Consider the following 24,101-nt stretch of genomic DNA (forward strand, 5'->3'; position numbering starts at 1 on the left):
ATGGTCTTTGCGCTGCGCTGGTGCGAGCGCCTTGGAGCGGCCTGGCGCCGCACTCATGCAGCAAGGCCTTCGGGCAAGGTGACGGCGCGCAGCTTTGCCTGCGCGATCTTCTGCAGCAACGGAGGCAGGACTTCCAGCACCACGGGTCTACCGGTTGAAGTGCGCGCGGCATTGCCATCGTGCATCAGCAGGATGTCGCCCGCTGCCAGGTTGCGCGAGAGGCGCACCAGCACCTTGGCCGGGTCGCGCTCGCGTGTGTCGAAGCCGCGCCGTGTCCAGCTCACGAGCGAGAGCCCGAGGCGGCGCAACACCGGCGCCAGGAAGGGATTGCGGAAACCCGCGGGCGCGCGAAAGCAAATGGGTCGTTGACCGGTCACGGCGGCGAGCATGTCCTGCGCGCGTGAAATCTCATGGCTATAGCCGCGCGGCCCGAGCAGCGAGAAATCGTGGCGATGAATGGCCGTGTGATTCTGGATGCTGTGCCCGCGCGCAACGATCTCGCGCGCGAGCGCCGGGTGGGCGGCCACGCGTTCGGCAATGCAGAAGAAGGTTGCGCGTGCGCCCGCAGCGTCCAGCAGGTCCAGCACCTGCGGCGTGACCTCCGGGTCCGGCCCGTCGTCGATGGTCAGCGCCAGTTCGCGGCGCTCGACGGCTGCTCGCGGCAGCTGCGTCACGTTGGGGCCGACCAGGCTGCTGCGCGGCATCAGCACGGCACCGGTGATCAACACATGGTTCAGCATCACCGCACCCAGCGCCCACGGCCAAGCTCCCGGCACCAGGACCGCGGCGCCCAGCGCCAGCAGGTGCACGCCCGCACTGGCCACGAAGATGGGCGGCATGCGCGATGCGTCGGGCATCGCCGAAGCGGAAGAAACGGTGGTCGACATCAGAGCGGTATTTTGCTTGGAACGCCCGCGACGGTCTTCTTCTTGTGCATGAACGCAGCCGACAGCAACAGCGCCAGCAAGGCACCCGGCGCCACCACGCGGCCGATCGCCGACAGCGCCGGAATGTCCGAGATCGCGATCAGGCCGAAGGACACCACCGTCGTCAGGTTGGCCAGCATCAGCGAGGCCAGCGTGTCTTCGTCGGCGCTGCCCGTCTCCTGCAACTGGTCGAAGAACAGTGCGTAGTTGGAGCCCACCGCCACGATCAGCAGCAGCCCCACCAGGTGCAGGATGCCCAGCGCCACATGCAGCGCCGCCATGCCGCCGAGCGTGAGCAGCACGGCAAGCGCCAGCGGCTCGCACACCGCCAGCAGCCTGCGGCCAGAGCGCAGGTAGATGCCGAGCAGCACCACCACCGCCAGCGCGCCGAGCATCACCTGCACGAAGGCTTCATGCAGGTAGTGCGCATAGAGGCTGTTGAGTTCATTGCCGACGTCCACCACCTGCACTTCCGGCAAGGTCGACAGCGCCGCGGCCAGCCGAACCGCATCGAACTTGGGACCGGGATGCAACGCAATCAGCGCGGCCCAGCCACCGCCCGGCCGCTCATACAGCATCGCATTGACGACGGCGCCGAGCGGCCCGTCGATCAGGTCGGCGCGCGTGATCGGCTTCAACGTGCGCGCCTTCTCGACCTCGGCGATGAAGGGCTCCAGCCGCAGGGCCGGCAGCGGCCCGCCTGCGGTGGCTTCGGCCAGGCGGCTGCGCAGCGTTGCCGCGTCCGGCACGCTCGCGATCCGGTCCTGCTGCGCCTGGATGCTCGGCAGCATGCGCGTGACGGTCTCGAAGCCGAGCAGTTCACCGCCCTCGATCAGGGCATCGAGCCGCGCGCTGGCGGCTTCGGTCGCGCGCAACACCGCTTGCTGGTCCGCCGCCTGTACCACGACCAGGGTGCTGGCATCGCTGGCGCCGATGTCGTCGCGCAACTTGGCATCCAGGTCGCTCATCTCCTGCTTGATCGGGCTCATGGACGAGAGCCTGGCGCGCCACAAGTCGGAACCCTGCCATGCCACCAGTCCAGCCGCGACGATGCCCAACGCGAGCAGGACCCCACGCAGCTTCGGCAGCGTGCGCGCGATGGCGCCCGCGGTGCGTGCCATGAGGTGGCGCATGCCCATTCCCGAGGCGCCGTCGGGCGCGAGCATCGGCAGGCCGTGTCGCGTCGCCAGCGCCGCCGCGACCAGACCGGCAATGGAGAACACACCCAACTGCGCCAGCCCCGGGAACCCGGAGAACACCAACGCCGCGAAGCCGCACACCGAGGTCAGCAGCCCGAGCCGCACCGTCGGCCAGTTGAGGTCGCGCCAGCGCTGCCAACCGGTGCCGGGCACGCTCGCGCCGCGCGCCTGGATGAGGTAGTAGATGGCGTAGTCGACGGTCTCGCCGATCAGCGTGCTGCCGAAGCCCATGGTCATGCCGTGCACATGGCCGAACACCAGCGACACCGCGGCCGTGCCGCACACCACGCCGGTCGCCACGGGCAACAAGGCAATGACCAATGCGCGTGGCGAGGCAAAGGCCAGCATCAGCAAGCCGCTCATCACGATGCCGCCGATGATCGCGAGGTGCAGGGCCTCGCGCTTGATCTGGTCGCGGCTGGTCACGGAGTAGACAGGCGCGCCGCTCATCAGCAGCTTGGGCGCACCAGCGCCCAGACCTTGCGTGGCCTTGGCGAACTCCTCCTGTACGCGCGCGATGACTGCCGCCTGCGCATCCAGGTCCCCACCGGAAGCCTTGGTGCCGGCCAGCAGCATGGCGCGCGGCGCATCGCGCGAGGCCCACACGCCATGGTCCGTGCGCGGCGAGGTGGCGGGCAGCAGGCCTTCGGCAATGCGCCGGGTCTCACCGGTCGGATCGCGCTCGAGCAGGGGCTTGACGAGGTTGCCTGCGGGCGTGCCCAGCAGCGACAACGTGTCCTCAATGGCATTGCGCAAGCCTTCGACGGTGAAGCGGTCGGGCGTGACCTCCGGCGAGAGCTGGTAGCGATGGTCGAACACGAAAGTGCCCGATTCCTCCCAATCGCTGTTGTCGCCGTTCTGTACCTGGTCGAACAGGCCGCTCGCGCGCATGGCCTTGCCCAGGGCACGCGACACGTCGGCACGCTGCGCCGCATCCTTGCCGCCCTCGATGCCAATCAGCAGCGTGCGCGAGGCGACGCCGGCCTGGAGCTGCTCGATCAGCACGCGCTGGTGCGGGTCCGGGCTGGCCGGCAGGAAGGCCGACAGATCCGCACTGAAATGCGTGCGCGATATGACCGCGACACCGGCCAGCACCGACGCCAGCCAGATCAACAGCACCAGTACCCTGCGCGAGCGACTGGGTCCGTCCGAGGCCACTGTCACGGCGTGCTGCGCCCGGCCGGCGCCTGCGTGGATCCGGCTGCGCCGCCGCGCTGCGGCACGATGGTCATGACCGACCGGTCGCCGCCACGGAACTCCATCTCGACGCCGAGCACTTCACCGCCCTTGCCGCTGAGGCGCATCGAGGCCACCTGCGCGGACAGGCGCTCGTCGATGGGTTCCAGGTCCAGCGTCCAGTCGGAGCTGCTGCCCTTGAGCGTGCTGCGGAAGTAGCGTTGCAGCACCGCGCCGTTGCCGCTCAGGGTGCCGCGCATGGCTTCGACCATTCCGAGCAATTCCGGCATGCTGTCGAGCGCCATGCTGCGCGTGCGGTTGCCGCGCGTGAGCGTGAGGTTGTTGCCGTCGACCACCATCGACTCGGGCCTTGGCGTGAGCGTGCGCCGCGTCATCTGGTCGGGCGCGACAAAGCTCAGCGTACCGCTGGCGGACAGCGGGCCTTCGAGACCATGCACATAGCGCTGCTCGGTGAAGGTGCCCTCGCCCTGCTTCTTCTTGCCCAGCAGGCCCATGAGTTCGTTCAGGTCGAAGGCCCATGCCGGCGCGGCCGCGCACAGCAGCAGCAACACCAGCGCACGCCAGCGGTTCGACATGCGATCAGCGCCCATCTTCCAGCCAGAAATCATGGAAATTGAACCAGTTGTAGGGGTACTTTCGGCACAGGTCCTCGAGGCGCGTGACATAGCTTTGGACGGCCTCGCGGATGCGGTGTTCCCGCTCGGCCGGGTCGGTGATGCGCACGCTGAAATCGGCCAGCGGTTCGAACTGCACATCGTAGCGGGCGCCGCCGAGGTAGAGCCCGGACATGAAGTACACCTTCCGGCGCAACAGCACGGCCAGTCGGAACGGGCCGTCGTTGAAGATGGCCGGTTCACCGAGGAAAGGGATCGACAGGTTGTTGCCGCGCTGCACGCCCGGGTCGCTCTCCTGCCCCGGCAGCGTGCGGTCGGCCAGCAGGCCGGCCATCCCGCCCGCATCGAGCCAGTCGCGCAGTTCCAGCATCGAATGCGCCCGGCCGAGCGCGATGACGTGCGGTCGCATCTCGGGCAGGCTGACCGCGTTCAGGATGGCGTTGATCTGGCGCGCGTTGTCCGGGAACATCAGCATCGCCGCGCGCAGCCGGGGCGCATCGGGGCTGCGGTGCTTGCAGGCGCCCAGCGCCTCGAAGCTGCCCACATGCGCGCCCAACAGGAAGGCGCCGCGCCCGGCCAGCGCCTCGGCCTCGACCGGGACGTTGCCGGTGATGCTCACGTCGAACAAGTCCCATCGGCCACGCAGGAAATACACGCGGTCGAGCACGGTCGAGGCAAAGGAATACAGCAGCCGGTAGCCATCGCGCCAACCAATGTCCGGGCCAATGGCGCGGCGCAGGTAGCGCTTGATGTTGCGCCGGGCCGCGGGCGAGAACAGGAAGAAGTAGATGGAGATCGGATGCAGCACCAGCCGCGCCACGCCGCGCCCGCAGGTCAGCGCGATCCAGCAGATCACTCGCAGCGCCAGCATGTTGCTGCGCTCGGGCTTGCGCGACCAATCGTCGGCGCGCTGGTTGTTGTCGGAGGGATCGACCACGCTCATGGCGCTGCGCTCATCAATGCCCCCACGCTCGGCACTCCGTGTCCTCGCTGCCCCCCGAGGGGGTACGAGTTTGCTTGTGGGCGGCCCGGCGCTGCACTCAAGCGCCCCACTCACGAAGCCTCGGCACGCGGCAGCCACCGCCCGTTGGCGGCGACGATCTCGCCACAGCGCACCTCGAAGCGCACACCGCGCGCTGCCCCCTCTTCCGGCTGCAACTCGATGGTCATCGCGCTGCCCGGACGCACCGGCGCGAGGAACTTGACCTGCGCCAGCGTCGGATGCGGGCCAAGGCGCGCGAGCAATGCGGGCACGCCGTTGACAGCCTCCAGCACCTCCGACAGCAGCAGTGCACCGGGCAGCAGTGGCTGCCCCGGAAAGTGCCCCGCGAAAACCGGATGGTCGACCGGCACTTCGCGCGTCACCTGCACCGGCGTGCCGTCGCCGGCCAGCTGGGCCAGCGCGAATTCGCGCATCGCACGCACCGTGAGCTTGCCCGTGCCTTCATGCGGCAGCGAAGCCACATGCACCACACGGCGCGGTACGAACACGGGCTCGAGCCTCTGCCGCAGCGCCGCAATGACGGCATGCGCATCCAGCTCCGGCGCCACCACGAAGGCAATCGGCCGCACCACGCCGTCGGTCACGTCGTCCGGCAGCCAGAAGGCGCCGTCCAGCACGCCGGGCACGCTGTTGAGGTGGAAGTTCAGGTGCCCCAGCGAACTGCGCCGACCGGCCACGTGGATGATGTCGTTGGCACGGCCCAGCAGCTTGAAGTGCTGCGAGTCGATCAGTTCCAGCACGTCCGCCATCGGCGTCGGCTGCGGAATGAAGTCGCCCTGGAAGACGAAGCGCTCATCGCCGGCCGCATCGCGTTCGGCATGCACCTCGATGGCGCCCATCGCGTGCCAGACATCGCTTTGCGCGGTGTGGCGGGTGGCCACCTGGCCCGACTCGGTGCTGCCGTAGATCTCGATCAGCACCGCGCCCATCGCCTGCTCGGCCTGGGTGGCCAACTGGGGCGACAGCGGCGCCGTGGCCGACAGGATCAGGTCGACTGCAGGAAGTTCGATGCCGGCGAGCAGCAGGTTCTTGAGATGGAACGGCGTGGTGACCAGGGCACGCGGACGCGGCAGAGCGGCCAGCGATGTGGCCACATCCGCCGGAAAGAACGGCCGGCCGCAATCGAATGCGGCACCTCCCAACATCCCCAGCAACGCCGACGATTCCAGGCCGTAGCTGTGCTGCACCGGCACGGTCGTGACCAGGTTCAAGCCGGTCAGCGAGGGCAGGTTCAGCAACTCGCGCAGGCGGGGCACCGCTGCCGCGACGTCGTACACCAGCGTGTGCCAGCTCTTCGCATGCGGTTGCGGCACGCCGGTCGAACCGGAGGTGAGGAGACTCACGGCATGCATGGCGGACGGCAGTTCCGGCACGGCGGCGGCCGGGTCGATGGCGGTGTGCACAGCCGGATCGATCCACATCACCGAAATACCCTTCACATCGAGCCGACGATCGTCCGCCACGGCAAACACATCGGGCTGGCCCTGGCGCAGGCGATCCACCGTGTCTTGCCGCGCATCGGGCGGCAGCAGGCTTGGCAGTCCGCGCAACAGCGCCGCACCCAGCCCGATCGCGAAGGCGTAGCGATCGACGCACAGATTGACCACCGGACCGCGTTCCGGCAGCAGTGCGGCGAATTGCGCGACATCGGCCAGGTACTGCCGACCGGAAATGGCGTTGCCGCCACGCCAGGCCAGGGGCGCATCCAGGTCGCGCGCACCCAGCAAGGGAAGCAGCGCAGTGCCTTGAGTGTTCAACCGTGCGTTCATCAGGGAGTGTGCCGATCGCTGCCGGGACCGGCAAAAGCGCGCATCGCATCGATGAGGCGCGAACGTTCGAATTCGGGATGGATGCGATAGCGCACGAGATGTTCGCCGAGGAACAACGCCGCCACGCCGATCGGCGACAGCACGTTCGACAGCAGCGACCAAGCGGAGAACGGCATGCTCAGGTACACCACGATGGAAGACACCACCGTGAGCGCGAAGAACGCCGTCCAGACCATCGTGACCTGCCGCGTGTAGCGCGGCATTTCACCGACCAGGGGATGCACCCGTTGCGCGAATTGCCCGATCAAGGACAGGCCGTCGCCGCGCAAGGTGCTGCCGAACCAGCCGCACAGCAAGGCATTGATGCCCACGTGCTGCACCACATAGAGCCGGTTCGTGTCACCCGCCTCGCCACTCGTCACCAGCCAGATCAGGGTCGCACCACCCGCTGCAACCGCGAGCAGGCCCCAGCGTCCGAAGTACGACCCGGCCACGCCGAGCGCCGTGAGCCACAGCGGCACGAGCAGCACCAGCGCGGCCCACGGATCGGTGGCGTGATAGAGCATCAACCAGTGCGACAACGCCGCGTAAGCGGCGCCGCCCAGCAACAGGATGGCCAGGCGCCAGCGCGTCATGCGCAGCGGATCACGCAGCGCTGCGGTTCTGGGCGACGTGGGTCGCGAGACTGCGCAGCGATTCGAAGATCTGTTGGTTGCGTTCATCGTCCGAGCGCAACTGGAAGCCGTACTTGCGCGACACCTCGAGCGCGACCTCGAGAATGTCGATCGAATCGAGGCCCAGGCCATCGCCATAGAGCGGCGCGGTGGGAACGATTTCGTCTGCGGCGATCTCGAGGTTCAACGACTCGACCAGCAACACGGCCAGTTCGTTTTCAAGAGCGGTTTGCGCGAAGGTGTCGCCATCGGCGGGAAGGGAAGACTGTGCGGTCGATGACAAGGCAAACTCCGAAGACGATTGTGGGGAACTATTGCGCTACGCAACCGCGAATTATAGAAGGCTGCCCAGATAGACTGGCGCCTCAACCTGCCCCCGGAGAACCCATGGCCGACCCCCTGCTGATTGCCCGCCACGCCACGACGGAATGCGTGCTCTTCCCCGCGCTGGCCAACCGCCACGGACTGATCACCGGCGCCACCGGCACCGGCAAGACGGTCACCCTGCAAACCATGGCCGAAAAGCTATCGTCCATCGGCGTGCCAGTGTTCCTGGCCGATGTCAAGGGCGACCTGACCGGCATCAGCCAGGCCGGCAACATCGGCGACAAGCTGGCCGGCGTGCTCAAGGAGCGCGGCCTCGACCTGCCCGCGCCGCTGGCCTGCCCCGTCACGCTGTGGGACGTGTTCGGCGAACAGGGGCATCCGGTGCGCGCCACCATTTCCGACATGGGCCCGCTGCTATTGGGCCGCATGCTCGACCTCAATGAAACGCAGTCGGGCGTTTTGAACCTGGTGTTCAAGATCGCCGACGACAACGGCCTGCTGCTGCTCGACCTGAAGGACCTGCGCGCCATGCTGCAGTACGTCGGCGAGAACGCGAGCCAGTTCACCACCCAGTACGGCAACGTGAGTGCGGCCAGCGTCGGCGCGATCCAGCGCGGCCTGCTGGCGATCGAGACCCAGGGCGGTGACAAGTTCTTCGGCGAACCGATGCTCAACATCGCCGATTTCATGCAGACTGTGGGCGGCAAGGGTGTCATCAACATCCTGGCCGCCGACAAGCTCATGAACTCGCCGCGGCTGTACGCGACCTTCCTGCTGTGGCTGCTCTCGGAGCTGTTCGAGCAATTGCCGGAAATCGGCGACCCGGAGCAACCCAAGCTGGCCTTCTTCTTCGACGAGGCCCACCTGCTGTTCAACGAGGCGCCCAAGGCGCTGGTCGAACGCATCGAACTGGTGGTGCGGCTGGTGCGTTCCAAGGGCGTGGGCGTGTATTTCGTGACGCAGAACCCGCTCGACATTCCCGATTCGGTGCTGGCGCAGCTGGGCAATCGCGTGCAGCATGCGCTGCGCGCCTTCACGCCGCGCGACCAGAAGGCCGTCAAGGCCACGGCGACAACGATGCGGCAGAAGCCGGGGCTCGACATCGAGGCGGCCATTACCGAGCTCGCCGTGGGCGAGGCGCTGGTGAGCCTGCTCGACGAGAAGGGTCGGCCCAGCGTGACCGAGCGCGTGTACGTCCTGCCGCCGGGCAGCCAGCTCGGGCCGATCACTGCAGCGCAGCGGCAGGCGCTGTTGGCCAGTTCGCTGGTGGCGGGTGTCTATGAAAAGGCGGTGGACCGCGAATCGGCCTACGAAAAGTTGAAGGGCCGAGCGGCCTCTTCGCCCGATGCCCCCGCCGCCGCCGGTGCGCCCGGCGCCCCGCAAGGCAGCGGCTCCAGCGCGATCATGGACGGCCTGAACAGCCTGCTCTTCGGCACCACCGGCCCGCGCGGCGGCAAGCACGACGGCCTGGTCCAGACCATGGCCAAGTCGGCGGTGCGCACGGTGGGCACCAGTGTGGGCAAGGAAATCCTGCGGGGGGTGCTCGGCGGGATATTCGGGGCGAAGAGCCGTCGGTAGCCAGCCTGTCACCAGCGGAGGACGCGCGGCCCCAGCAAGGCGCCAACGACCATCGGCAGCGCCATGCCGGCCACATACCAGATCGCCAGGAAGGGCGCCGTCAATTCAGGGCAATGCAGCGCATACACGGCAGCGCCGGAAGCCCCCGACATGGCGCCCGCGATGGCCCCGGCCCATGCGGGACGCGTGGGCGCCAGGCTGCGCAACGCCACCAGCGCGGCGACAAACACCGGCACCGAGATCTCCGCGATGCTGAACACGCAGGTGCGCCAGGTGTGGCCCCAGACCATGTCGGAGCGACGGTCCTCCGGCGCCATCAGGTAGCTGACGATGGCCATGGCCCACAGCATCAGCACCGGCGCCGCCATCCCGATCCAGCTGCGCCCCACCTTCGCGCCGGGCCGGGCCAGCCGCTGAAGCACGACGAAGCCCGCCACGCCCAGGGAGATCGGAACCAGCAGCTTCATCCAGAACATCGGCCAGAACATGACCTGCACCAGATCGCGCCGCACGCCATATTCGAGCTGCATCAGGATCAGCGCCAGCGGCACGCCGACAAGCAGGGCCATCACAAGGCGACGCGAGGCCGCGCGCCGCGGCACCGGCAGTGTGTCAGCCGCGAGCAGCGAAACCAGTTCGTCGGTCTTCATGATGCGCTGCTCCGGATGCGGGCCGCCAGCGCCTTCAGCCCGCGATGGATGCCGACCTTCACGGCCGACTCCGACATGCCGGTGGCCGCCGCCGTCTCCGCGACGGACAGCCCTTGCAATTTGACGTGCTCGATCGGCAACCGCTGGCGGTCCGGCAGGGTCTCCAGCAGGCCGGCCAGGTCGCGCCGGGCATCGCTGGCCTCCGTGTCCGAATCGGCAAACACCGCCAGGTCGTCGTCGAGCGGGTCATGCAAGTCCTCCCGGCTCGACTTGGCGCGCAGCAGGTCGATCATCTTGTAGCGCGCGATGGCCTGCACCCAGGCCGTCAAGGGCTGGTCCGGCTGGTACGTGTGGCGCTGGTTGTGCATCGCGAGCAGGCATTCCTGGACTAGGTCTTCCACTTCATCGGGCCAGCCAAACAGGCGCTTGCCCAGAAAAGCACGCAGGTGCGCGCTGAGTTTTTGCAGGAACTGGTGATAGGCCGCGGCGTCGCCATCGAGGCCACGCAAGAACAAGCCGCGCAAAATCGCCTCGGCTTCTTTCGCTTGCACCAGGCTCCCAGCTGTTGTTCGTGCCATCGGGTCGTTTGGTTACAGCCGTGTGGAGAAAAAGATTTCGGCGCATTGTGCCGCCTGCTGTAACCGACGCCACAGACGCCGCGAAATAGAAACGACTGCGCCAAATGGCGTGGTTCCAATCCTCAACTTGTCTATCGGAGCGAAACAATCATGAACCGTACCCTTGCCATCACCGCCTTCACCCTCAGCGCACTCGCCGCCGGCGCCGCCATGGCCCAGGATGCCAAGCCCATGGGCGACAAGATGATGACCGACAAGATGGCCAACGTCGAAAAATGCTATGGCGTCTCCCTGGCCGGCAAGAACGACTGCGCCGCCGGTCCCGGCACCACCTGCGCCGGCACCAACAAGGTCGACTACAACGGCGCCGCCTGGAAGAACGTCCCGGCCGGCACCTGCGCGACCATCAAGACGCCCAAGGGCATGGGCTCGCTGACCCCGATCAAGAGCTGATCCCTCGCGCGGACCCCACCATGGAATCTCCCCTGACCGCCGGCCTGGGCCTCAAGCCCGAGCACTTCGACGCGGCACGCACGTGCACGGCACGAGGCCTGTGGTTCGAGGTGCACCCGGAGAACTACATGGTGGACGGAGGGCCGCGCCTGCGCTGGCTCGAGGCCGTGCGCGCGGCGCACCCCGTCGCGTTGCATGGTGTCTCGCTCTCGCTGGCGGGCGATGCGCCGCCCGATGAAGCGCACCTGGCCCGCTTCGCTGCGCTGGTGCGGCGCATCGAGCCGGTGCTGGTCTCCGAGCACCTGGCCTGGTCGGCCTTCGACGGCAACTACTTCCCCGACCTGCTGCCCTTCCCTCGCAGCCACGAGGCGCTGCATCGCATCGCGGGGAACATCGAGCGGACCCAGGCCGCACTGGGCCGCCGCATCGCCGTCGAGAACCCCTCCCACTACCTGCACATCGAAGGGCACGAATGGGACGAGATCGACTTTCTTCGCGAACTGGTGCGCCGCACGGGTTGCGGCCTGCTGCTCGACGTCAACAACGTGCATGTGTCGGCGCGCAACCTCGGCTTCGACGCGGGCGCGTACCTCGACCGCTTTCCCGGCGAGGCCGTGATGGAAATCCATCTGGCCGGCCACAGTTGCGATCCGCGCCTGGGCGAGGCCTTGCTCATCGATTCGCACGACGCACCCGTCGCGCCGGAAGTGTGGGCGCTCTATCGCCGGCTGATCGGACGCATCGGCGCGCGAGCGACCTTGGTGGAGCGCGATGGCAACGTGCCGGCGTTCGACGAACTGCTGGCCGAGCGAGATGTTGCCGCCGCCGAGCTTTGCGCGGCCGAGATGGCGATTTCGGATGCCAACGGCTTGCCGCGTCGTCCCCGGCCGGTGCGTGCCTCGCCGCGCGGTGCGGAGTCGTTCCGATGAAGCTCGCCGCCTTTCAATCCGGGCTTGCCGCCGCATTGCTCGACCAAGACGCAAAGCTTGCACTGGCATCGCAGCCCGCATTCGCGGTCTACCGCAACACGGTCATGAAGGGCTGCCTCTACGCGCTGGAAGCCAACTACCCGAGCGTGGCGCGGCTCGTCGGCAGCGATTGGTTTCGTGCCGCCGCCGCGATCTACGTGACCACCCGGCCACCGCGCGATGGCCGAATGCTGAACTACGGCGCGGACTTCCCGGACTTCCTCGCCGGCTTCGAACCGGCTGGCGACCTGCCCTATCTGCCGGGCGTGGCCCGGCTCGACCAGGCCTGGACGCAGGCCCATGTGGCCGCCGATGCCGATCCCATCGACGGTGCCTGGCTTGCCGCGCTGAGCCCCGAGGCGCTCGGCAACGTGCGGATCGCGCCCCATCCCGCGGCGCGCTGGCAGTGGTTTGCGGACGCGCCGATCTACACCATCTGGCAGCGCAACCGCAGCGCCAGCGACAACGCTGACGAGATCGCATGGCTCGGTGAAGGCGCATTGCTGACCCGGCCGCAAGACGCCGTGATTTGGCGTGAAGCAAGCCTGGCCGACTGCGCCTTCCTCGACGCCTGCGCCGAAGGCATGCCGCTGGCCGACGCGGCCGTCGCAGCGGTGACAGCCCAGGCCGATGCCGACATCGCGGACCTCCTCTTCGGCCTGCTGCGTGCCGGCGCCCTCATCGTCGCCCCCTCTACGGAGAGCACATCATGAACCATGCTTCCACCACCACGATCGCACCCTCCACCACAGGGCTGCGTGCCACCTGGACCATCGTCGCAAATGGCCTGCAGCGGCTGATTACGCACGACGTGCTGGCCATCGCCAGCCGGCTGGGGATCGCGGCGATCTTCTTCATGTCAGGCCGCACCAAGGTCGATGGCTTCCTGCATATCACCGACGGCGCCTACGAACTGTTCCGCACCGAATACAAGCTACCGCTCGTACCGCCCGAGATCGCGGCGCACCTGGCCGCCTATTCCGAGCACCTGTTCCCGGTGCTGCTGGTGCTGGGCCTGTGCACGCGGCTCTCGGCACTGGCGCTGCTGGGCATGACGCTGGTCATCGAGATCTTCGTCTACCCGGATGCCTGGCCGACGCACCTGTCGTGGGCGGCGATCCTGCTCTATCTCGCGGGTCGCGGCGGCGGCACCTTCTCGCTGGACCGGCTGCTGAAGATCGATTGATACGGCTTTGCATTCAATCGCAGAACAAGGCGGAGCGCCGCAGACAGTGCTTTAGCACGGCAAGGCGATCCAACGCAGTTGTGCGGTTGAAGGCGAAGTCGTATGAGCGCGATACGGCGGATGGCGTACGTACGCCACGCCGCGGCTTGCCAGCCACGGAGGCGGTCGCTACATTGCTGTTTTTGAGGGACCGCAATGTCTGTAGACACCGCTTCGATTTCTTCCTCCGTTCCGCCCATCGCGACGACTTCCCCTCAAGTCCCTGCCGATGCCACCGAACCGACCGTCGTGGTGGAGTCGGTCTCCATCTCCCCGATCCTCCCGGCCGCCGGCGCGGCTGCCGCGACGCCCCGGCACATCCGGCTGACCTCGCATGCCGGCGGCTTCGGCGCCCTGCCCATCCACTGGGGCGCCGCCACCGCCACGGAGCGCGGCCCGGTGGTCGGCACGACGACCAAGCGCGCGCACCGCAACGTGATCGGCACGCACAGCGGCTCCTACAGCGTGTACCGCGCGCTTGCCGTGGCGGCCGGTGCGCTCAATCCGCAGCACAAGGCCGACCTCACCAACACCTCGCCCACCGACGTGATCGGGCCCTATCCGCAGTGGAGCGAGCCCGGCCGGATCGTCTCGCTCGACCCCTGGGGCGCGACCATTGCCAACGTGTTCTCCAACGAACTCGCGGCCGGCTACGACATCCGCCCGACCATCGCCATCACCAAGGCCCACGTGATCCTCCCGGAGGTGATCGAGGCGCTGCAATCGGGCCGCCTCAAGGCCGACGGCAAGTTCCTCACCCCCAACGGCGCGGCGATCGTGACCAAGGCGGCGATCGAGCCGGTCTGGTACCTGCCCGAGGTGGCCAAGCGCTTCGGTTGCTCCGAGGCGGACCTGCGCCGAGTCTTGTTCGAGGAAACCGGCGGCATGTACCCCGAGTTGGTCACGCGTTCCGACCTGGAAGTGTTCCTCCCGCCCATCGGCGGGCAGACGCTCTACATCTTCGGCAACCCGGCCGACCTGGCCAACCCGGAGGTCGAACTCACCGCCCGCATCCATGACGAGTGCAACGGCTCGGACGTGTTCGGCTCCGACATCTGCACCTGCCGCCCCTACCTCACGCACGCCATCGAGGAATGCATCATGGGCGCGCAACGCGGCGGCGTCGGCCTGGTCGCGTACTCGCGCAAGGAAGGCCGGGCGCTCGGCGAAGTCACCAAGTTCCTGGTCTACAACGCACGCAAGCGGCAAGTCGGCGGCGACACGGCCGACCAGTACTTCGCGCGCACCGAATGCGTGGCCGGCGTGCAGGACATGCGCTTCCAGGAGCTGATGCCTGACGTCTTCCACTGGCTCGGCATCAAGAAGATCCACCGCCTCGTCTCGATGAGCAACATGAAGTTCGATGCCATCAGCGGCTCGGGCATCGAAATCGGTGAGCGCGTGAACATCCCGGACGAGTTGATCCCCGCCGACGCACGCGTCGAGATGGATGCCAAGATGGCCGCCGGCTATTTCACGCCCGGCGCGGTGCCCGATGCGGAGGAACTGAAGAAGGCCAAGGGCCGGGGCCTGACGGAATGAGCCAGGGCACCCATCGACAGATCGACCCTGCGAGCGAACTGGTACCCGACACCGTCCATCCCGCAGGCGCTGCCGCCTACCTCCGCTCCACCACCGAGGTGCGTGGCCGCGCGCGTGCGTTGCTGGGCCGTGCGCGACGCGGCGAATCGCAATGGTTCACCATCGGCGACGACACGGCGATGGAGAACACCGCCCGCACCGTCGCCGAGGTCACGCGCGACCGCTACACCTGGGGGCCGATCCCGTACCACAGCCGCTGGCGCCATTTCGAGGCCGGCGGCGTCAACCGGCTGAAGGAACTCGACGCCCTGCTCGGCCCCGACGTGCACGAGCGCGAGCGGGCCCGCGCCCGCATCGACCTGGTGCTGGTCAGCGTGCTGCTGGATGCCGGGGCGGGTCCGACATGGCACTACATCGAATCGTCCAACGGCCAGCGCTTCTCGCGCTCCGAAGGCCTGGGCGTGGCGAGCTTCCATGCCTTCACAAGCGGGCTGTTCTCCTCCGACCCCACGCACCCGTTGCGCGCCGATGCGGCCGGGCTGCGTGGCCTGGTCACCGACCGACTCGGCGATGCCTTCCAGGTCAGTGCGAGCAATCCGCTGGTGGGACTTTCAGGCCGCGCGATGCTGCTGCGTCGCCTTGGCGAAGCGCTGGCCGCGCAGCCCGAAGTGTTCGGCGAGGAAGGTCGCCCCGGCGGCTTGTTCGATGCGCTGCTCGGCCCTTATGGACCGGCGGTCCCCCCCACGGCCGAAGTCACCGCGCATGAGATCCTGACGCTGTTGCTGGACACGCTCTCCGGCATCTGGCCGGCCGCCAACGCGGTCGACAGCATCGCGGCCGATGGCAGCGACATGCCCGGCGGCATCGCGTCGGGCGACCCGGCCTTCGCACTCGGGGATTGCTGGCGCCACAGCGCCGTGACCGGACCGGGCCTAACCAACGGCTGGATGCCCTTCCACAAGCTGTCGCAATGGCTGACCTACTCCCTGCTCGAACCCTTCGAATGGGCCGGCGTGCGCGTGAGCGGGCTCGACCAGCTGACCGGGCTGCCCGAGTACCGCAACGGAGGCCTCTTCATCGACAGCGGCATGATCGTGCCGCGCAGCCCCGCGCTGCTGGAGCGCCATTGGAAGGTGCATGACGAGTTCATCGTCGAATGGCGCGCCCTCACCGTCGCCTTGCTCGACGAGGTGGCCGAACGCGTGCGCCATGTGCTGGACCGGGGCATCAACGAATTGCCGCTGGCCTGCGTGCTCGAGGGCGGCACGTGGGCGGCAGGACGTGCACTGGCACAACGCTTGCGTGATGGTTCGCCTCCCCTGCACATCGAAAGCGATGGAACCGTTTTTTAGTACTGCGCAATCAACTGCTAGTCTTGCGGGTTCCACCAACGAACAACCCTCCCCGATCATGAGCAACGTCCACCTGGTCGACCACCCGCTGGTCCAGCACAAACTCACCCTGATGCGCCGCAAGGATGCATCGACCAACAGCTTCCGCCGCCTGCTGAACGAGATCAGCATGCTGATGGCCTACGAGGTCACGCGCGACATGGCGATGCAGGACATCGAGGTCGAGACGCCGCTGGAGACCACGACGGGCAAGGTCATCGACGGCAAGAAGCTGGTGTTCGTTTCGATCCTGCGCGCCGGCACCGGCATCCTGGACGGCATGCTCAGCGTGGTGCCCGGCGCGCGCGTGGGCCACATCGGCCTGTACCGCGACCCGAAGACGCTGACCGCGGTGGAGTACTACTTCAAGATGCCCAGCGAAATGGAAAGCCGCGACATCGTGGTGGTCGACCCGATGCTGGCCACCGGCAACTCGGCCGTGGCCGCCGTCGACCGGCTGAAGGAACTCAACCCCAAGTCGATCAAGTTCGTCTGCCTGCTCACCTGCCCCGAAGGCGTGAAGACGATGCAAGACAACCATCCCGACGTGCCGATCTACACCGCCGCGATCGACCGCGAGCTCAACAGCCATGGCTACATCCTGCCGGGGCTGGGCGATGCGGGTGACCGGATCTTTGGCACGAAGTGAAGCCCCCCGATGCGCCCGCGGCCTTGCCGCTCAATGAGGCGCGTCCGGCCGCTCCAGGTAGAGCCTCGGCGTTTCACCCGATCGCCACGCTCGCTGGATTGTTGGAGCCTGTTGAATTCTTAACCCGAGGAGTAGACCGTGACCGCACGCCGTGAGTTGATCATCCGTTCCGCCGCCATCGCCGCTGCCGCCAGCGCGGGCATCCTGCCCGGCCTTGCGCTCGCGCAAGGCGCCAAGCTCAAGGTGGCCGGCGTCTACACAGTGCCCTTCGAGCAGCAATGGGTGAGCCGCCTGCACAAGGCGCTGAAGGCGGCCGAGGCGCGGGGCGAGATCGAGTACAAGGCCAGCGAGAACGTCACCAACGCGGACTACGAACGCGTCATGCGCGAGTACGCGACGGGCGGCAACCAGCTCATCGTCGGCGAGGCCTTCGCGGTGGAAGCCGCGGCGCGCAAGGTGGCCAAGGACTTTCCGAAGACCTACTTCCTGCTCGGCTCCTCGGGCAAGCCGCAGGCGCCCAACCTGAGCGTGTTCGACAACTTCATCCAGGAGCCGGCCTACCTCACGGGCATGATCGCCGGCGGCATGACCAAGTCGAACAAGATCGGCATGGTCGGCGGCTTCCCGATCCCGGAAGTGAATCGCCTGATGAATGCCTTCATGGCCGGCGCGAAGGAGACCAACCCGAAGGTCGAATTCAGCGTGAGCTTCATCAACAGCTGGTTCGACCCGCCCAAGGCCAAGGAAGCCGCCTTCGCGATGATCGACAAGGGCGCGGACGTGATGTATGCGGAGCGCTTCGGCGTGAGCGATGCGGCCAAGGAAAAGGGCAAGCTCGCGATCGGCAACGTGATCAACACGCAGGCGCAGTATCCCGACACCGTGGTCGCCTCCGCGCTGTGGAACTTCGAGCCTTCGGCCGATCGCGCGATCAAGCTGGCGAAGGAAGGCAAGTTCGTCGCCGAGGACTACGGGCCGTATTCCATGATGAAGCACAAGGGCTCGGAGCTGGCGCCACTGGGAACCTTCGAAAGCAAGGTGCCGGCCGACATCGTGAGCAAGGTCAAGGCGAAGGAAGCGGACATCCTCGGGGGCAAGTTCACCGTCAAGGTCGACGACAGCCAGCCCAAGTCCACTGCGAAGTAGGCGCTCAAGGGAGGCGGCATGCGTGGTATTGCTTTCGTGCGTCGCATCGGCGCGGCGTTGCTTCTCACGGCGACGCTGGCCGGCTGCGCTGGCATGCCTGGAGCCGCTACGCGGCTCGACGGCACGCCGCGCATCGCCGTTCTGTCCGCCTTCGAGCCCGAGCTGGCGCTGCTGCTGAAGCAGGTCCAGTCGCCCGCGAGGCACAGCGTGAACGGCGTCGAGTTCACCACCGGCACGTTGCAGGGCAAGCCGGTCGTGCTGTTCCTGTCGGGCATCAGCATGGTCAATGCGACGATGAACACGCAGCTCGTGCTGGATCGCTTCAACGTCGAGCGCATCGTGTTCAGTGGCATTGCAGGCGGCGTGAATCCAACGCTGCACATCGGCGACGTGACCGTGCCCGCACAGTGGGGCCAGTACCTCGAGGTGTTGATGGCGCGCGAAACCGCGCCGGGCAAGTTCAGCGCGCCGCCGTGGATGAAGGACGCCACCCTGCCCGCCTTCGGCATGATGCATCCGCGCCCGGTCGAGACGCGCACCGCGGCCAATCCCAAGGTGACACCGAAGTTCTGGTTCGAGACCGACCCGAAGATGCTCGACGTGGCGCGCAGCCTGCGCAACGTCGACCTGGCCAGTTGCAGTGCCGGCAAGTGCCTCGCGCGCAAGCCGGAACTCGTAGTTGGCGGCAATGGCGTCTCCGGCCAGGCCTTCATGGACAACAAGGCCTACCGCGAATACACCTACAAGACCTTCCAGGCCAACGTTCTCGACATGGAGACCGCCGCGGTCGGCATGGTCGCGTACAGCAACGGCGTGCCGTACATCGCGTTTCGCTCGCTGAGTGACCTGGCCGGCGGCGGCGAGGAAGAGAACGAGATGGGCACCTTCATGGGCATCGCGGCGGACAACTCGGCCAAGGTGCTGCTGGCCTTCCTTTCCGCGTGGAAATAGGGCTGTGACGGTCCTGCGTCTCCGGAACATCACGAAGCGCTTCGGCACGCTGGTTGCCAACGATGCCATTTCCCTGACGCTGGACCGTGGCGAGGTGCTGGCGTTGCTCGGCGAGAACGGGGCCGGCAAGTCCACGCTGATGTCGATCCTGTTCGGCCACTACCGGGCGGACGAAGGCGATATCGAGGTGTTTGGAACGCCGCTCGCGCCGGGGAACCCCAAGGCTGCACTGGCTGCGGGCATCGGCATGGTGCACCAGCATTTCACGCTGGCCGACAACCTCAGCGTGCTCGACAACGTGATGATGGGCAGCGAGCCGCTGTGGCAGCCGTTCACGCGCAGGGCCGCCGCGCGCGCCAGGCTGCTCGAAGTGGCGCAGCGCTTCGGCCTGCCGGTCGTGCCGGAGGCCGGCGTCGGATCGCTCTCGGTCGGCGAGCGGCAGCGGGTGGAGATCCTCAAGGCGCTGTACCGCGGCGCACGCATCCTGATCCTCGACGAACCCACCGCCGTGCTCACGCCGCAGGAAAGCGAGGCGCTGTTCGAAACGCTGGCGCAGATGGTGGCGGAGGGACTGTCGATCATCTTCATCAGCCACAAGCTCGGCGAGGTGCTGCGCGTGTCGCACCGCATCGCCGTGCTGCGCGCCGGAAAGCTGGTGGCCGAGATGCCGGCGGCGGGCGCGACGCAGGCGCAGTTGGCCAACGCGATGGTCGGGCATGCAGTCAAGCCGCCAGAGCGCCATCCCGGTGGCCCCGCTGGCAGCGCCGTCTGCGTGTTGCGTGACGTGCGGACCGGTGGCGATTCGCGCGAAGCCTTGCGCGGTGTGTCGCTGACCTTGCATGCGGGGGAGATCGTCGCGGTTGCAGGCGTGTCCGGCAATGGGCAGGTGGCGCTGGCCGAACTGTTGTGCGGCACGCGCGGCGCCACGTTTGGCACGGTCGAATTGCTCGGCACGCCCTTGCGCGCCGCGCCCGCCGTGCTCGTGGAGCAAGGCGTCGCCCGCATCCCGGAAGACCGGCATGCGGTCGGCGTGGTCGGCGACCTGCCGCTGTGGGAGAACGCCGTCTCCGAGCGCCTGCGCGGTCCCGCTTTTCGGCGCGGGCCCTTCGTTCGCCGTGCCGCAGCTCGCGCGCAGGCGCAGCGCGTCATCAAGGCCTTCGACGTGCGCGGCGGCGGGCTCGACGCCACCGCGCGTTCGCTGTCGGGCGGCAATATGCAGAAGTTGATCCTGGGCCGCGCGCTGCTCGCGCCCGACGGGGCGATGGCGACGCCCAAGCTGATAGTGGCGCACCAGCCGACCTGGGGGCTCGACATCGGCGCAGTGGCCTATGTGCAGCAGCAACTCGTCGCGGCGCGCGATGCGGGGGCGGCGGTGCTGGTGATCTCGGACGATCTTGACGAAGTGATGGTGCTGGGTGATCGCATCGCCGTCATGCATGGTGGCGAACTGGGCGAAGCGCGGGCCGCCGACGCATGGACCCGCGAATCGATTGGCCTCGCGATGGCAGGCGTCCACAGCCCCGCGGACGTGCCGGCATGAGGCTGGAGAAGCGCTCCGCCGTCTCGCGCACCGCCATGGTGTTCGCGCCCATCGGCGCGGTGCTGTTCACGCTGGCGATCACCGCGCTGCTGGTGCTGTGGGCGGGACAGCCGGTCACGCAGACCTATGCGCTGTTGCTTCAAGGCGGCTTCGGATCCGTGTTCGCCTGGAGCGAGACGCTGACGCGGGCCATTCCGCTGATGCTCACCGGCCTGTCCGCCGCGGTCGCGTTCCGTGCGCGCCTGTTCAACATCGGCGCCGAGGGGCAGTTGTACGCCGGCGCCCTGGCGGCCATTGCGGTCGGAGGAATGCACGGAGGAACAGGCTTCGAAGTGTCGTCATGGATCCTGTTCCCCTCGATGATGGCTGCCGCCGCAGTGGCCGGTGCGCTGCTGCTGCTCGGCCCCGCGTTGATGAAGGCCAAGCTTGGCGTCGACGAGGTCGTGACCACCCTGCTGCTGAATTTCATCGTGCTGCTTGGCGTCAGCGCCCTCCTCGACGGCCCGATGAAGGACCCCAGCGCCATGGGCTGGCCTCAAAGCGTCGCGCTGCAGGGCGACCTGGAACTCGGCAAGCTGATCGCGCAGACGCGCGTGCACACCGGCCTGCTGTGGGCCATGGCGCTGTCGGTCGCGCTGTGGGCGCTGCTCAAGCACACGGTGCTCGGCTTCGAAATCCGCGCGGTCGGTGCGAATCCACGCGCCGCCGCATTCGCCGGTGTCGGCACCACGCGCACCGTGGTCGCCGTCGCCCTGCTCTCCGGCGCGCTGGCGGGGCTGGCCGGCGCCATCGAAGTGGCCGGCCGCACCAGCTATGTGACGCTCGACATGTCACCCGGCTACGGCTACAGCGGCATCGTGATCGCGATGCTGGCCGGACTGCATCCGCTGGGCGTGATGGCCGCGAGCGTCTTCGTCGCCGGCGTGCTGGTCGGCGCCGACAGCATGAGCCGCGCGGTCAGCGTGCCGACGTACATCGCCGATGTGATCGTGGCGACCTCGCTGATCTCGGTGCTGGTGGCCATGCTGCTGGCGCAATATCGGGTGCGGTGGAAATGATGGCCCCCCACGCTCGGCACTGCGTGTCCTCGCTGCCCCCCGAGGGGGCCGCAATGTCCTCCGGGCGGCCGGGCGGACGAGCGATGAGCCCCCACGCTCGGCACTTCGTGTCCTCGCTGCCCCCCGAGGGGGCCGCAATGTCCTCCGGGCGGCCGGGCGGACATTGGTCATGACCGACCTCCTCGACATCCTCGCCAACCCGGCCTTCTGGGTCGCGGTGTTGCGCATTGCGACACCGCTCATCTTCGGCACGCTGGGTGTGCTGCTCTGCGAGCGCGCGGGCGTGCTCAACCTGGGCATCGAAGGGATCATGGTGGCCGGCGCGTTCACCGGGTGGCTCGCCGTGTATGCGGGGCAGCCACTGTGGGTCGGGGTGGGGGTGGCCGCGATGACGGGTGCGGTGTTCGGGCTGCTGCATGCCTGGCTGACGGTGGGCCTCGCGCTGTCGCAGCACGTGTCGGGGCTGGGCATCACGCTGCTCGCGACATCGCTGAGCTACTACGGCTATCGCGTGAGTTTTCCGAAGGTGAACACGCCACCGACCATCACACCCTTCGCGCCGATGGACTGGCTGCCGATTCCCGTGCTCAACGCGCAGACAGCGCTGACCCTGCTCGCACTGCTGCTGGTGCCGGTGGTCGGCTGGGTGCTGTACCGCACGCCGCTCGGGCTGGCGGTGCGCATGGTCGGCGAGAACCCGCAGGCGGCCGAGGGCCAGGGCGTTTCGGTGGTGGGCACGCGGACCGGCGCCATCGTGGCAGGCTCGGCGCTGATGGGCATCGCGGGATCGTTCCTGACCCTGTCGGCGTTCAACGCCTTCTTCTTCAACATGGTCAACGGCCGCGGCTGGATCTGCGTGGCGCTCGTGGTGTTCGCCTCCTGGCGGCCAGGCAAGGCGTTGCTGGGCGCCCTGCTGTTCGCCTTCTTCGATGCGCTGCAATTGCGCCTCCAGCAGTCCGGCGACGCCGTGCTGCCCTACCAGCTCTACCTGATGCTGCCGTACCTGCTGTCGATCCTGGCTCTGGTGCTGGTCGCACGCAAGGCTGCGTATCCGCAGGCGCTGATGAAGCCCTATCGAAAGGGGGAAAGATAGCCATGCTTGATCTGCTCGTCGTCAATGCCACGCTGCCCGATGGCCGCACGGGCATGTCCATTGCCGTGCAGGACGGCCGCATCGCCGAAGTCACAGCCGGCCTCGCCGCACCCGCGCATGAAACGCTCGATGTCCAGGGTCTGCTGGTCACACCGCATTTCATCGACCCGCACTTCCACATGGACGCCACGCTGAGCTATGGGCTGCCGCGCGTCAACCAGAGCGGCACGCTGCTGGAAGGCATCGCGTTGTGGGGCGAACTCAAGCCGCTGCTGACGGCGGAAGCCTTGATCGAACGCGCGCTCTCGTACTGCGACTGGGCCGTCGCCAAGGGCCTGCTCGCGGTCCGCACGCACGTCGACACCAGCGACCCCAGCCTGCTCGCGGTCGATGCCTTGGTGGAGGTCAAGCGCCGCGTCGCGCCGTACCTGGACCTGCAACTCGTCGCCTTCCCGCAGGACGGCGTGCTGCGCACGAAGGGCAATATCGACAACCTGAAGCGCGCGCTCGACAAGGGCGTCGACGTGGTCGGCGGCATCCCGCACTTCGAGCGCACCATGGCCGACGGCGCCGCCAGCGTGAAGCTGCTGTGCGAACTCGCCGCCGAGCGCGGCAAGCGCGTCGACATGCATTGCGACGAGTCGGACGACCCGCACTCCCGCCACATCGAGACGCTGGCCTTCGAGTCGCAGCGCCTCGGCCTGCAGGGTCGCGTCACCGGCTCGCACTGCACCTCCATGCACAGCATGGACAACTACTACGTCAGCAAGCTGCTGCCGCTGATCGCCGAGGCCGGTGTGAGCGTCATCGCGAACCCGCTCATCAACATCACGCTGCAAGGCCGCCACGACACCTACCCCAAGCGCCGCGGCATGACCCGCGTGCCGGAACTCATGGCCGCCGGCGTCAACGTCGCCTTTGGCCACGACTGCGTGATGGACCCGTGGTACGGCATGGGTTCGGGCGACATGCTGGAGGTCGCGCACATGGGCCTGCACGTGGCGCAGATGACCAGCCAGGCCGGCATCCGGCAGTGCTTCGACGCGGTGACGGTCAACGCGGCCAAGGTGTTCGGCTTGACGAACTACGGCCTCGCGTCCGGCTGCGACGCGAGCTTCGTGCTGCTGCAGGCGCGCGATCCGGTGGAAGCCATCCGCCTGCGCGCGACGCGGCTGAAGGTCTACCGCCAGGGCAAGCTGCTGGCCGAATCGCCCGCGGCCACGGCAACCTTGCACGTCACTGGCCGCCCTCCAAGCACAGCCTTCATGAAGTCGCCCTAGACTTCCCGGCACCATGATCCATATCCGCGAAATCGACCACCTCGTCCTGCGCGTGGTGGACCTCGAGAAGATGATCCGCTTCTACTGCGACGCCCTCGGATGCGTCGTGGAAAAGCGCCAGGACAACATCGGCCTCGTGCAGTTGCGCGCCGGCCGCTCGCTCATCGACCTGGTGCCCGTCCCCGATCGACACTTCAAATTCCCCCGGTTGTCGACACCCAAATTCCTCCGGGCAGGACAGGGGTTGCATTATTGATCGATCACGCCTCGACCGCGATCGCCAGGCGTGC

General features: G+C 67.6%; 23 protein-coding genes and 1 pseudogene. 15 read left to right on the forward strand and 9 right to left on the reverse strand.

The window, feature by feature from the left end; all coding sequences use genetic code 11:
• Positions 1 to 53: 53 nt before the first annotated feature.
• From WKW79_RS34395 to WKW79_RS34425, 7 genes are all read right to left on the reverse strand, one after another.
• Complete coding sequence (locus tag WKW79_RS34395; RefSeq protein WP_422824020.1) at positions 54 to 887, reverse strand: polysaccharide deacetylase family protein; 834 nt, start codon at positions 885 to 887, stop codon at positions 54 to 56.
• Positions 887 to 3,289: an MMPL family transporter gene (locus WKW79_RS34400; protein ID WP_340339729.1), complete on the reverse strand. Its 2,403-nt coding sequence runs from the start codon at positions 3,287 to 3,289 to the stop codon at positions 887 to 889. The genes WKW79_RS34395 and WKW79_RS34400 overlap by 1 nt, the downstream gene beginning before the upstream one ends.
• A complete protein-coding gene (locus WKW79_RS34405; RefSeq protein ID WP_340339730.1) occupies positions 3,286 to 3,930 on the reverse strand; it encodes a LolA-related protein in 645 nt (214 codons plus the stop codon). Before WKW79_RS34405 ends, WKW79_RS34400 begins: the two co-directional genes overlap by 4 nt.
• Positions 3,902 to 4,879, reverse strand: coding sequence for an acyl-CoA synthetase (locus tag WKW79_RS34410; protein WP_340339731.1), 978 nt, complete (start codon positions 4,877 to 4,879; stop codon positions 3,902 to 3,904). Before WKW79_RS34410 ends, WKW79_RS34405 begins: the two co-directional genes overlap by 29 nt.
• A gap of 110 nt (positions 4,880 to 4,989) precedes the next feature.
• The gene (locus tag WKW79_RS34415; RefSeq protein WP_340339732.1) at positions 4,990 to 6,696 is read right to left on the reverse strand and encodes an ApeI family dehydratase; all 1,707 of its coding nucleotides are present in this window, start codon (positions 6,694 to 6,696) and stop codon (positions 4,990 to 4,992) included.
• A gap of 11 nt (positions 6,697 to 6,707) precedes the next feature.
• Entirely contained in the window at positions 6,708 to 7,343 is a 636-nt protein-coding gene (locus WKW79_RS34420; RefSeq protein WP_340339733.1) for a COG4648 family protein, read from the reverse strand.
• Positions 7,344 to 7,353: 10 nt separating this feature from the next.
• Positions 7,354 to 7,665 carry a phosphopantetheine-binding protein gene (locus WKW79_RS34425; RefSeq protein ID WP_340339734.1) on the reverse strand — a complete coding sequence of 104 codons (312 nt, stop codon included), beginning with the start codon at positions 7,663 to 7,665 and terminating at the stop codon, positions 7,354 to 7,356.
• A gap of 104 nt (positions 7,666 to 7,769) precedes the next feature.
• Here WKW79_RS34425 and WKW79_RS34430 point away from each other — a divergent pair, with 104 nt between their 5' ends.
• Positions 7,770 to 9,287: a helicase HerA-like domain-containing protein gene (locus WKW79_RS34430; RefSeq protein ID WP_340339735.1), complete on the forward strand. Its 1,518-nt coding sequence runs from the start codon at positions 7,770 to 7,772 to the stop codon at positions 9,285 to 9,287.
• A gap of 8 nt (positions 9,288 to 9,295) precedes the next feature.
• On the opposite strand, the gene WKW79_RS34435 is transcribed toward WKW79_RS34430, so the two are convergent.
• Positions 9,296 to 9,937 carry a DUF1109 domain-containing protein gene (locus WKW79_RS34435; protein WP_340339736.1) on the reverse strand — a complete coding sequence of 214 codons (642 nt, stop codon included), beginning with the start codon at positions 9,935 to 9,937 and terminating at the stop codon, positions 9,296 to 9,298.
• Positions 9,934 to 10,515: a sigma-70 family RNA polymerase sigma factor gene (locus WKW79_RS34440; protein ID WP_422824021.1), complete on the reverse strand. Its 582-nt coding sequence runs from the start codon at positions 10,513 to 10,515 to the stop codon at positions 9,934 to 9,936. Before WKW79_RS34440 ends, WKW79_RS34435 begins: the two co-directional genes overlap by 4 nt.
• Positions 10,516 to 10,662: 147 nt before the next feature.
• Here WKW79_RS34440 and WKW79_RS34445 point away from each other — a divergent pair, with 147 nt between their 5' ends.
• The 14 genes and pseudogenes from WKW79_RS34445 to WKW79_RS34510 all read left to right on the forward strand — a co-directional run.
• Positions 10,663 to 10,968 (forward strand): BufA1 family periplasmic bufferin-type metallophore, encoded by a 306-nt coding sequence (locus WKW79_RS34445; protein ID WP_340339750.1) that lies wholly within the window; start codon positions 10,663 to 10,665, stop codon positions 10,966 to 10,968.
• A 20-nt stretch (positions 10,969 to 10,988) separates the two neighbouring features.
• Positions 10,989 to 11,897, forward strand: a complete 909-nt coding sequence (gene bufB / locus WKW79_RS34450) for an MNIO family bufferin maturase (RefSeq protein ID WP_340339738.1) — start codon at positions 10,989 to 10,991, stop codon at positions 11,895 to 11,897.
• Positions 11,894 to 12,649, forward strand: coding sequence for an HvfC/BufC family peptide modification chaperone (locus WKW79_RS34455; RefSeq protein ID WP_340339739.1), 756 nt, complete (start codon positions 11,894 to 11,896; stop codon positions 12,647 to 12,649). The genes bufB and WKW79_RS34455 overlap by 4 nt, the downstream gene beginning before the upstream one ends.
• On the forward strand, positions 12,646 to 13,122 hold the full coding sequence (locus tag WKW79_RS34460; protein WP_340339740.1) for a DoxX family protein: 477 nt from the start codon (positions 12,646 to 12,648) through the stop codon (positions 13,120 to 13,122). The genes WKW79_RS34455 and WKW79_RS34460 overlap by 4 nt, the downstream gene beginning before the upstream one ends.
• Before the next feature lie 195 nt (positions 13,123 to 13,317).
• Positions 13,318 to 14,703, forward strand: coding sequence for a GTP cyclohydrolase II (locus WKW79_RS34465; protein ID WP_340339741.1), 1,386 nt, complete (start codon positions 13,318 to 13,320; stop codon positions 14,701 to 14,703).
• Positions 14,700 to 16,055, forward strand: coding sequence for a URC4/urg3 family protein (locus WKW79_RS34470; protein ID WP_340339742.1), 1,356 nt, complete (start codon positions 14,700 to 14,702; stop codon positions 16,053 to 16,055). Before WKW79_RS34465 ends, WKW79_RS34470 begins: the two co-directional genes overlap by 4 nt.
• Before the next feature lie 58 nt (positions 16,056 to 16,113).
• The gene (upp, locus tag WKW79_RS34475) at positions 16,114 to 16,743 is read left to right on the forward strand and encodes a uracil phosphoribosyltransferase (protein WP_340339743.1); all 630 of its coding nucleotides are present in this window, start codon (positions 16,114 to 16,116) and stop codon (positions 16,741 to 16,743) included.
• 138 nt (positions 16,744 to 16,881) lie between these two features.
• Positions 16,882 to 17,889: a BMP family protein gene (locus WKW79_RS34480; RefSeq protein ID WP_340339744.1), complete on the forward strand. Its 1,008-nt coding sequence runs from the start codon at positions 16,882 to 16,884 to the stop codon at positions 17,887 to 17,889.
• 18 nt (positions 17,890 to 17,907) lie between these two features.
• The gene (locus tag WKW79_RS34485; protein WP_422824022.1) at positions 17,908 to 18,840 is read left to right on the forward strand and encodes a 5'-methylthioadenosine/S-adenosylhomocysteine nucleosidase; all 933 of its coding nucleotides are present in this window, start codon (positions 17,908 to 17,910) and stop codon (positions 18,838 to 18,840) included.
• A 4-nt stretch (positions 18,841 to 18,844) separates the two neighbouring features.
• The gene (locus WKW79_RS34490; protein WP_340339745.1) at positions 18,845 to 20,380 is read left to right on the forward strand and encodes an ABC transporter ATP-binding protein; all 1,536 of its coding nucleotides are present in this window, start codon (positions 18,845 to 18,847) and stop codon (positions 20,378 to 20,380) included.
• The gene (locus WKW79_RS34495; RefSeq protein ID WP_340339746.1) at positions 20,377 to 21,438 is read left to right on the forward strand and encodes an ABC transporter permease; all 1,062 of its coding nucleotides are present in this window, start codon (positions 20,377 to 20,379) and stop codon (positions 21,436 to 21,438) included. Before WKW79_RS34490 ends, WKW79_RS34495 begins: the two co-directional genes overlap by 4 nt.
• A gap of 169 nt (positions 21,439 to 21,607) precedes the next feature.
• Positions 21,608 to 22,531, forward strand: coding sequence for an ABC transporter permease (locus WKW79_RS34500; RefSeq protein WP_340339747.1), 924 nt, complete (start codon positions 21,608 to 21,610; stop codon positions 22,529 to 22,531).
• Positions 22,532 to 22,533: 2 nt separating this feature from the next.
• Positions 22,534 to 23,811: an amidohydrolase family protein gene (locus WKW79_RS34505; RefSeq protein WP_340339748.1), complete on the forward strand. Its 1,278-nt coding sequence runs from the start codon at positions 22,534 to 22,536 to the stop codon at positions 23,809 to 23,811.
• A gap of 13 nt (positions 23,812 to 23,824) precedes the next feature.
• A pseudogene (locus WKW79_RS34510) lies at positions 23,825 to 23,992 on the forward strand (VOC family protein); the annotation flags it as partial.
• Positions 23,993 to 24,101: the final 109 nt, after the last annotated feature.

Source organism: Variovorax robiniae (assembly GCF_037889955.1).
Taxonomy (GTDB): domain Bacteria; phylum Pseudomonadota; class Gammaproteobacteria; order Burkholderiales; family Burkholderiaceae_C; genus Variovorax; species Variovorax robiniae.

Coding starts and splice junctions, on each gene's coding strand:
- WKW79_RS34485 (WP_422824022.1), top strand. CDS start 17,908: ATGCGTGGTATTGCTTTCGTGCGTCGCATCGGCGCGGCGTTGCTTCTC.
- WKW79_RS34410 (WP_340339731.1), bottom strand. CDS start 4,879: ATGAGCGTGGTCGATCCCTCCGACAACAACCAGCGCGCCGACGATTGG.
- WKW79_RS34430 (WP_340339735.1), top strand. CDS start 7,770: ATGGCCGACCCCCTGCTGATTGCCCGCCACGCCACGACGGAATGCGTG.
- WKW79_RS34505 (WP_340339748.1), top strand. CDS start 22,534: ATGCTTGATCTGCTCGTCGTCAATGCCACGCTGCCCGATGGCCGCACG.
- WKW79_RS34495 (WP_340339746.1), top strand. CDS start 20,377: ATGAGGCTGGAGAAGCGCTCCGCCGTCTCGCGCACCGCCATGGTGTTC.
- WKW79_RS34470 (WP_340339742.1), top strand. CDS start 14,700: ATGAGCCAGGGCACCCATCGACAGATCGACCCTGCGAGCGAACTGGTA.
- WKW79_RS34460 (WP_340339740.1), top strand. CDS start 12,646: ATGAACCATGCTTCCACCACCACGATCGCACCCTCCACCACAGGGCTG.
- WKW79_RS34440 (WP_422824021.1), bottom strand. CDS start 10,515: ATGGCACGAACAACAGCTGGGAGCCTGGTGCAAGCGAAAGAAGCCGAG.
- WKW79_RS34455 (WP_340339739.1), top strand. CDS start 11,894: ATGAAGCTCGCCGCCTTTCAATCCGGGCTTGCCGCCGCATTGCTCGAC.
- WKW79_RS34465 (WP_340339741.1), top strand. CDS start 13,318: ATGTCTGTAGACACCGCTTCGATTTCTTCCTCCGTTCCGCCCATCGCG.
- WKW79_RS34420 (WP_340339733.1), bottom strand. CDS start 7,343: ATGACGCGCTGGCGCCTGGCCATCCTGTTGCTGGGCGGCGCCGCTTAC.
- WKW79_RS34395 (WP_422824020.1), bottom strand. CDS start 887: ATGTCGACCACCGTTTCTTCCGCTTCGGCGATGCCCGACGCATCGCGC.
- WKW79_RS34500 (WP_340339747.1), top strand. CDS start 21,608: ATGACCGACCTCCTCGACATCCTCGCCAACCCGGCCTTCTGGGTCGCG.
- bufB (WP_340339738.1), top strand. CDS start 10,989: ATGGAATCTCCCCTGACCGCCGGCCTGGGCCTCAAGCCCGAGCACTTC.
- upp (WP_340339743.1), top strand. CDS start 16,114: ATGAGCAACGTCCACCTGGTCGACCACCCGCTGGTCCAGCACAAACTC.
- WKW79_RS34435 (WP_340339736.1), bottom strand. CDS start 9,937: ATGAAGACCGACGAACTGGTTTCGCTGCTCGCGGCTGACACACTGCCG.
- WKW79_RS34405 (WP_340339730.1), bottom strand. CDS start 3,930: ATGATTTCTGGCTGGAAGATGGGCGCTGATCGCATGTCGAACCGCTGG.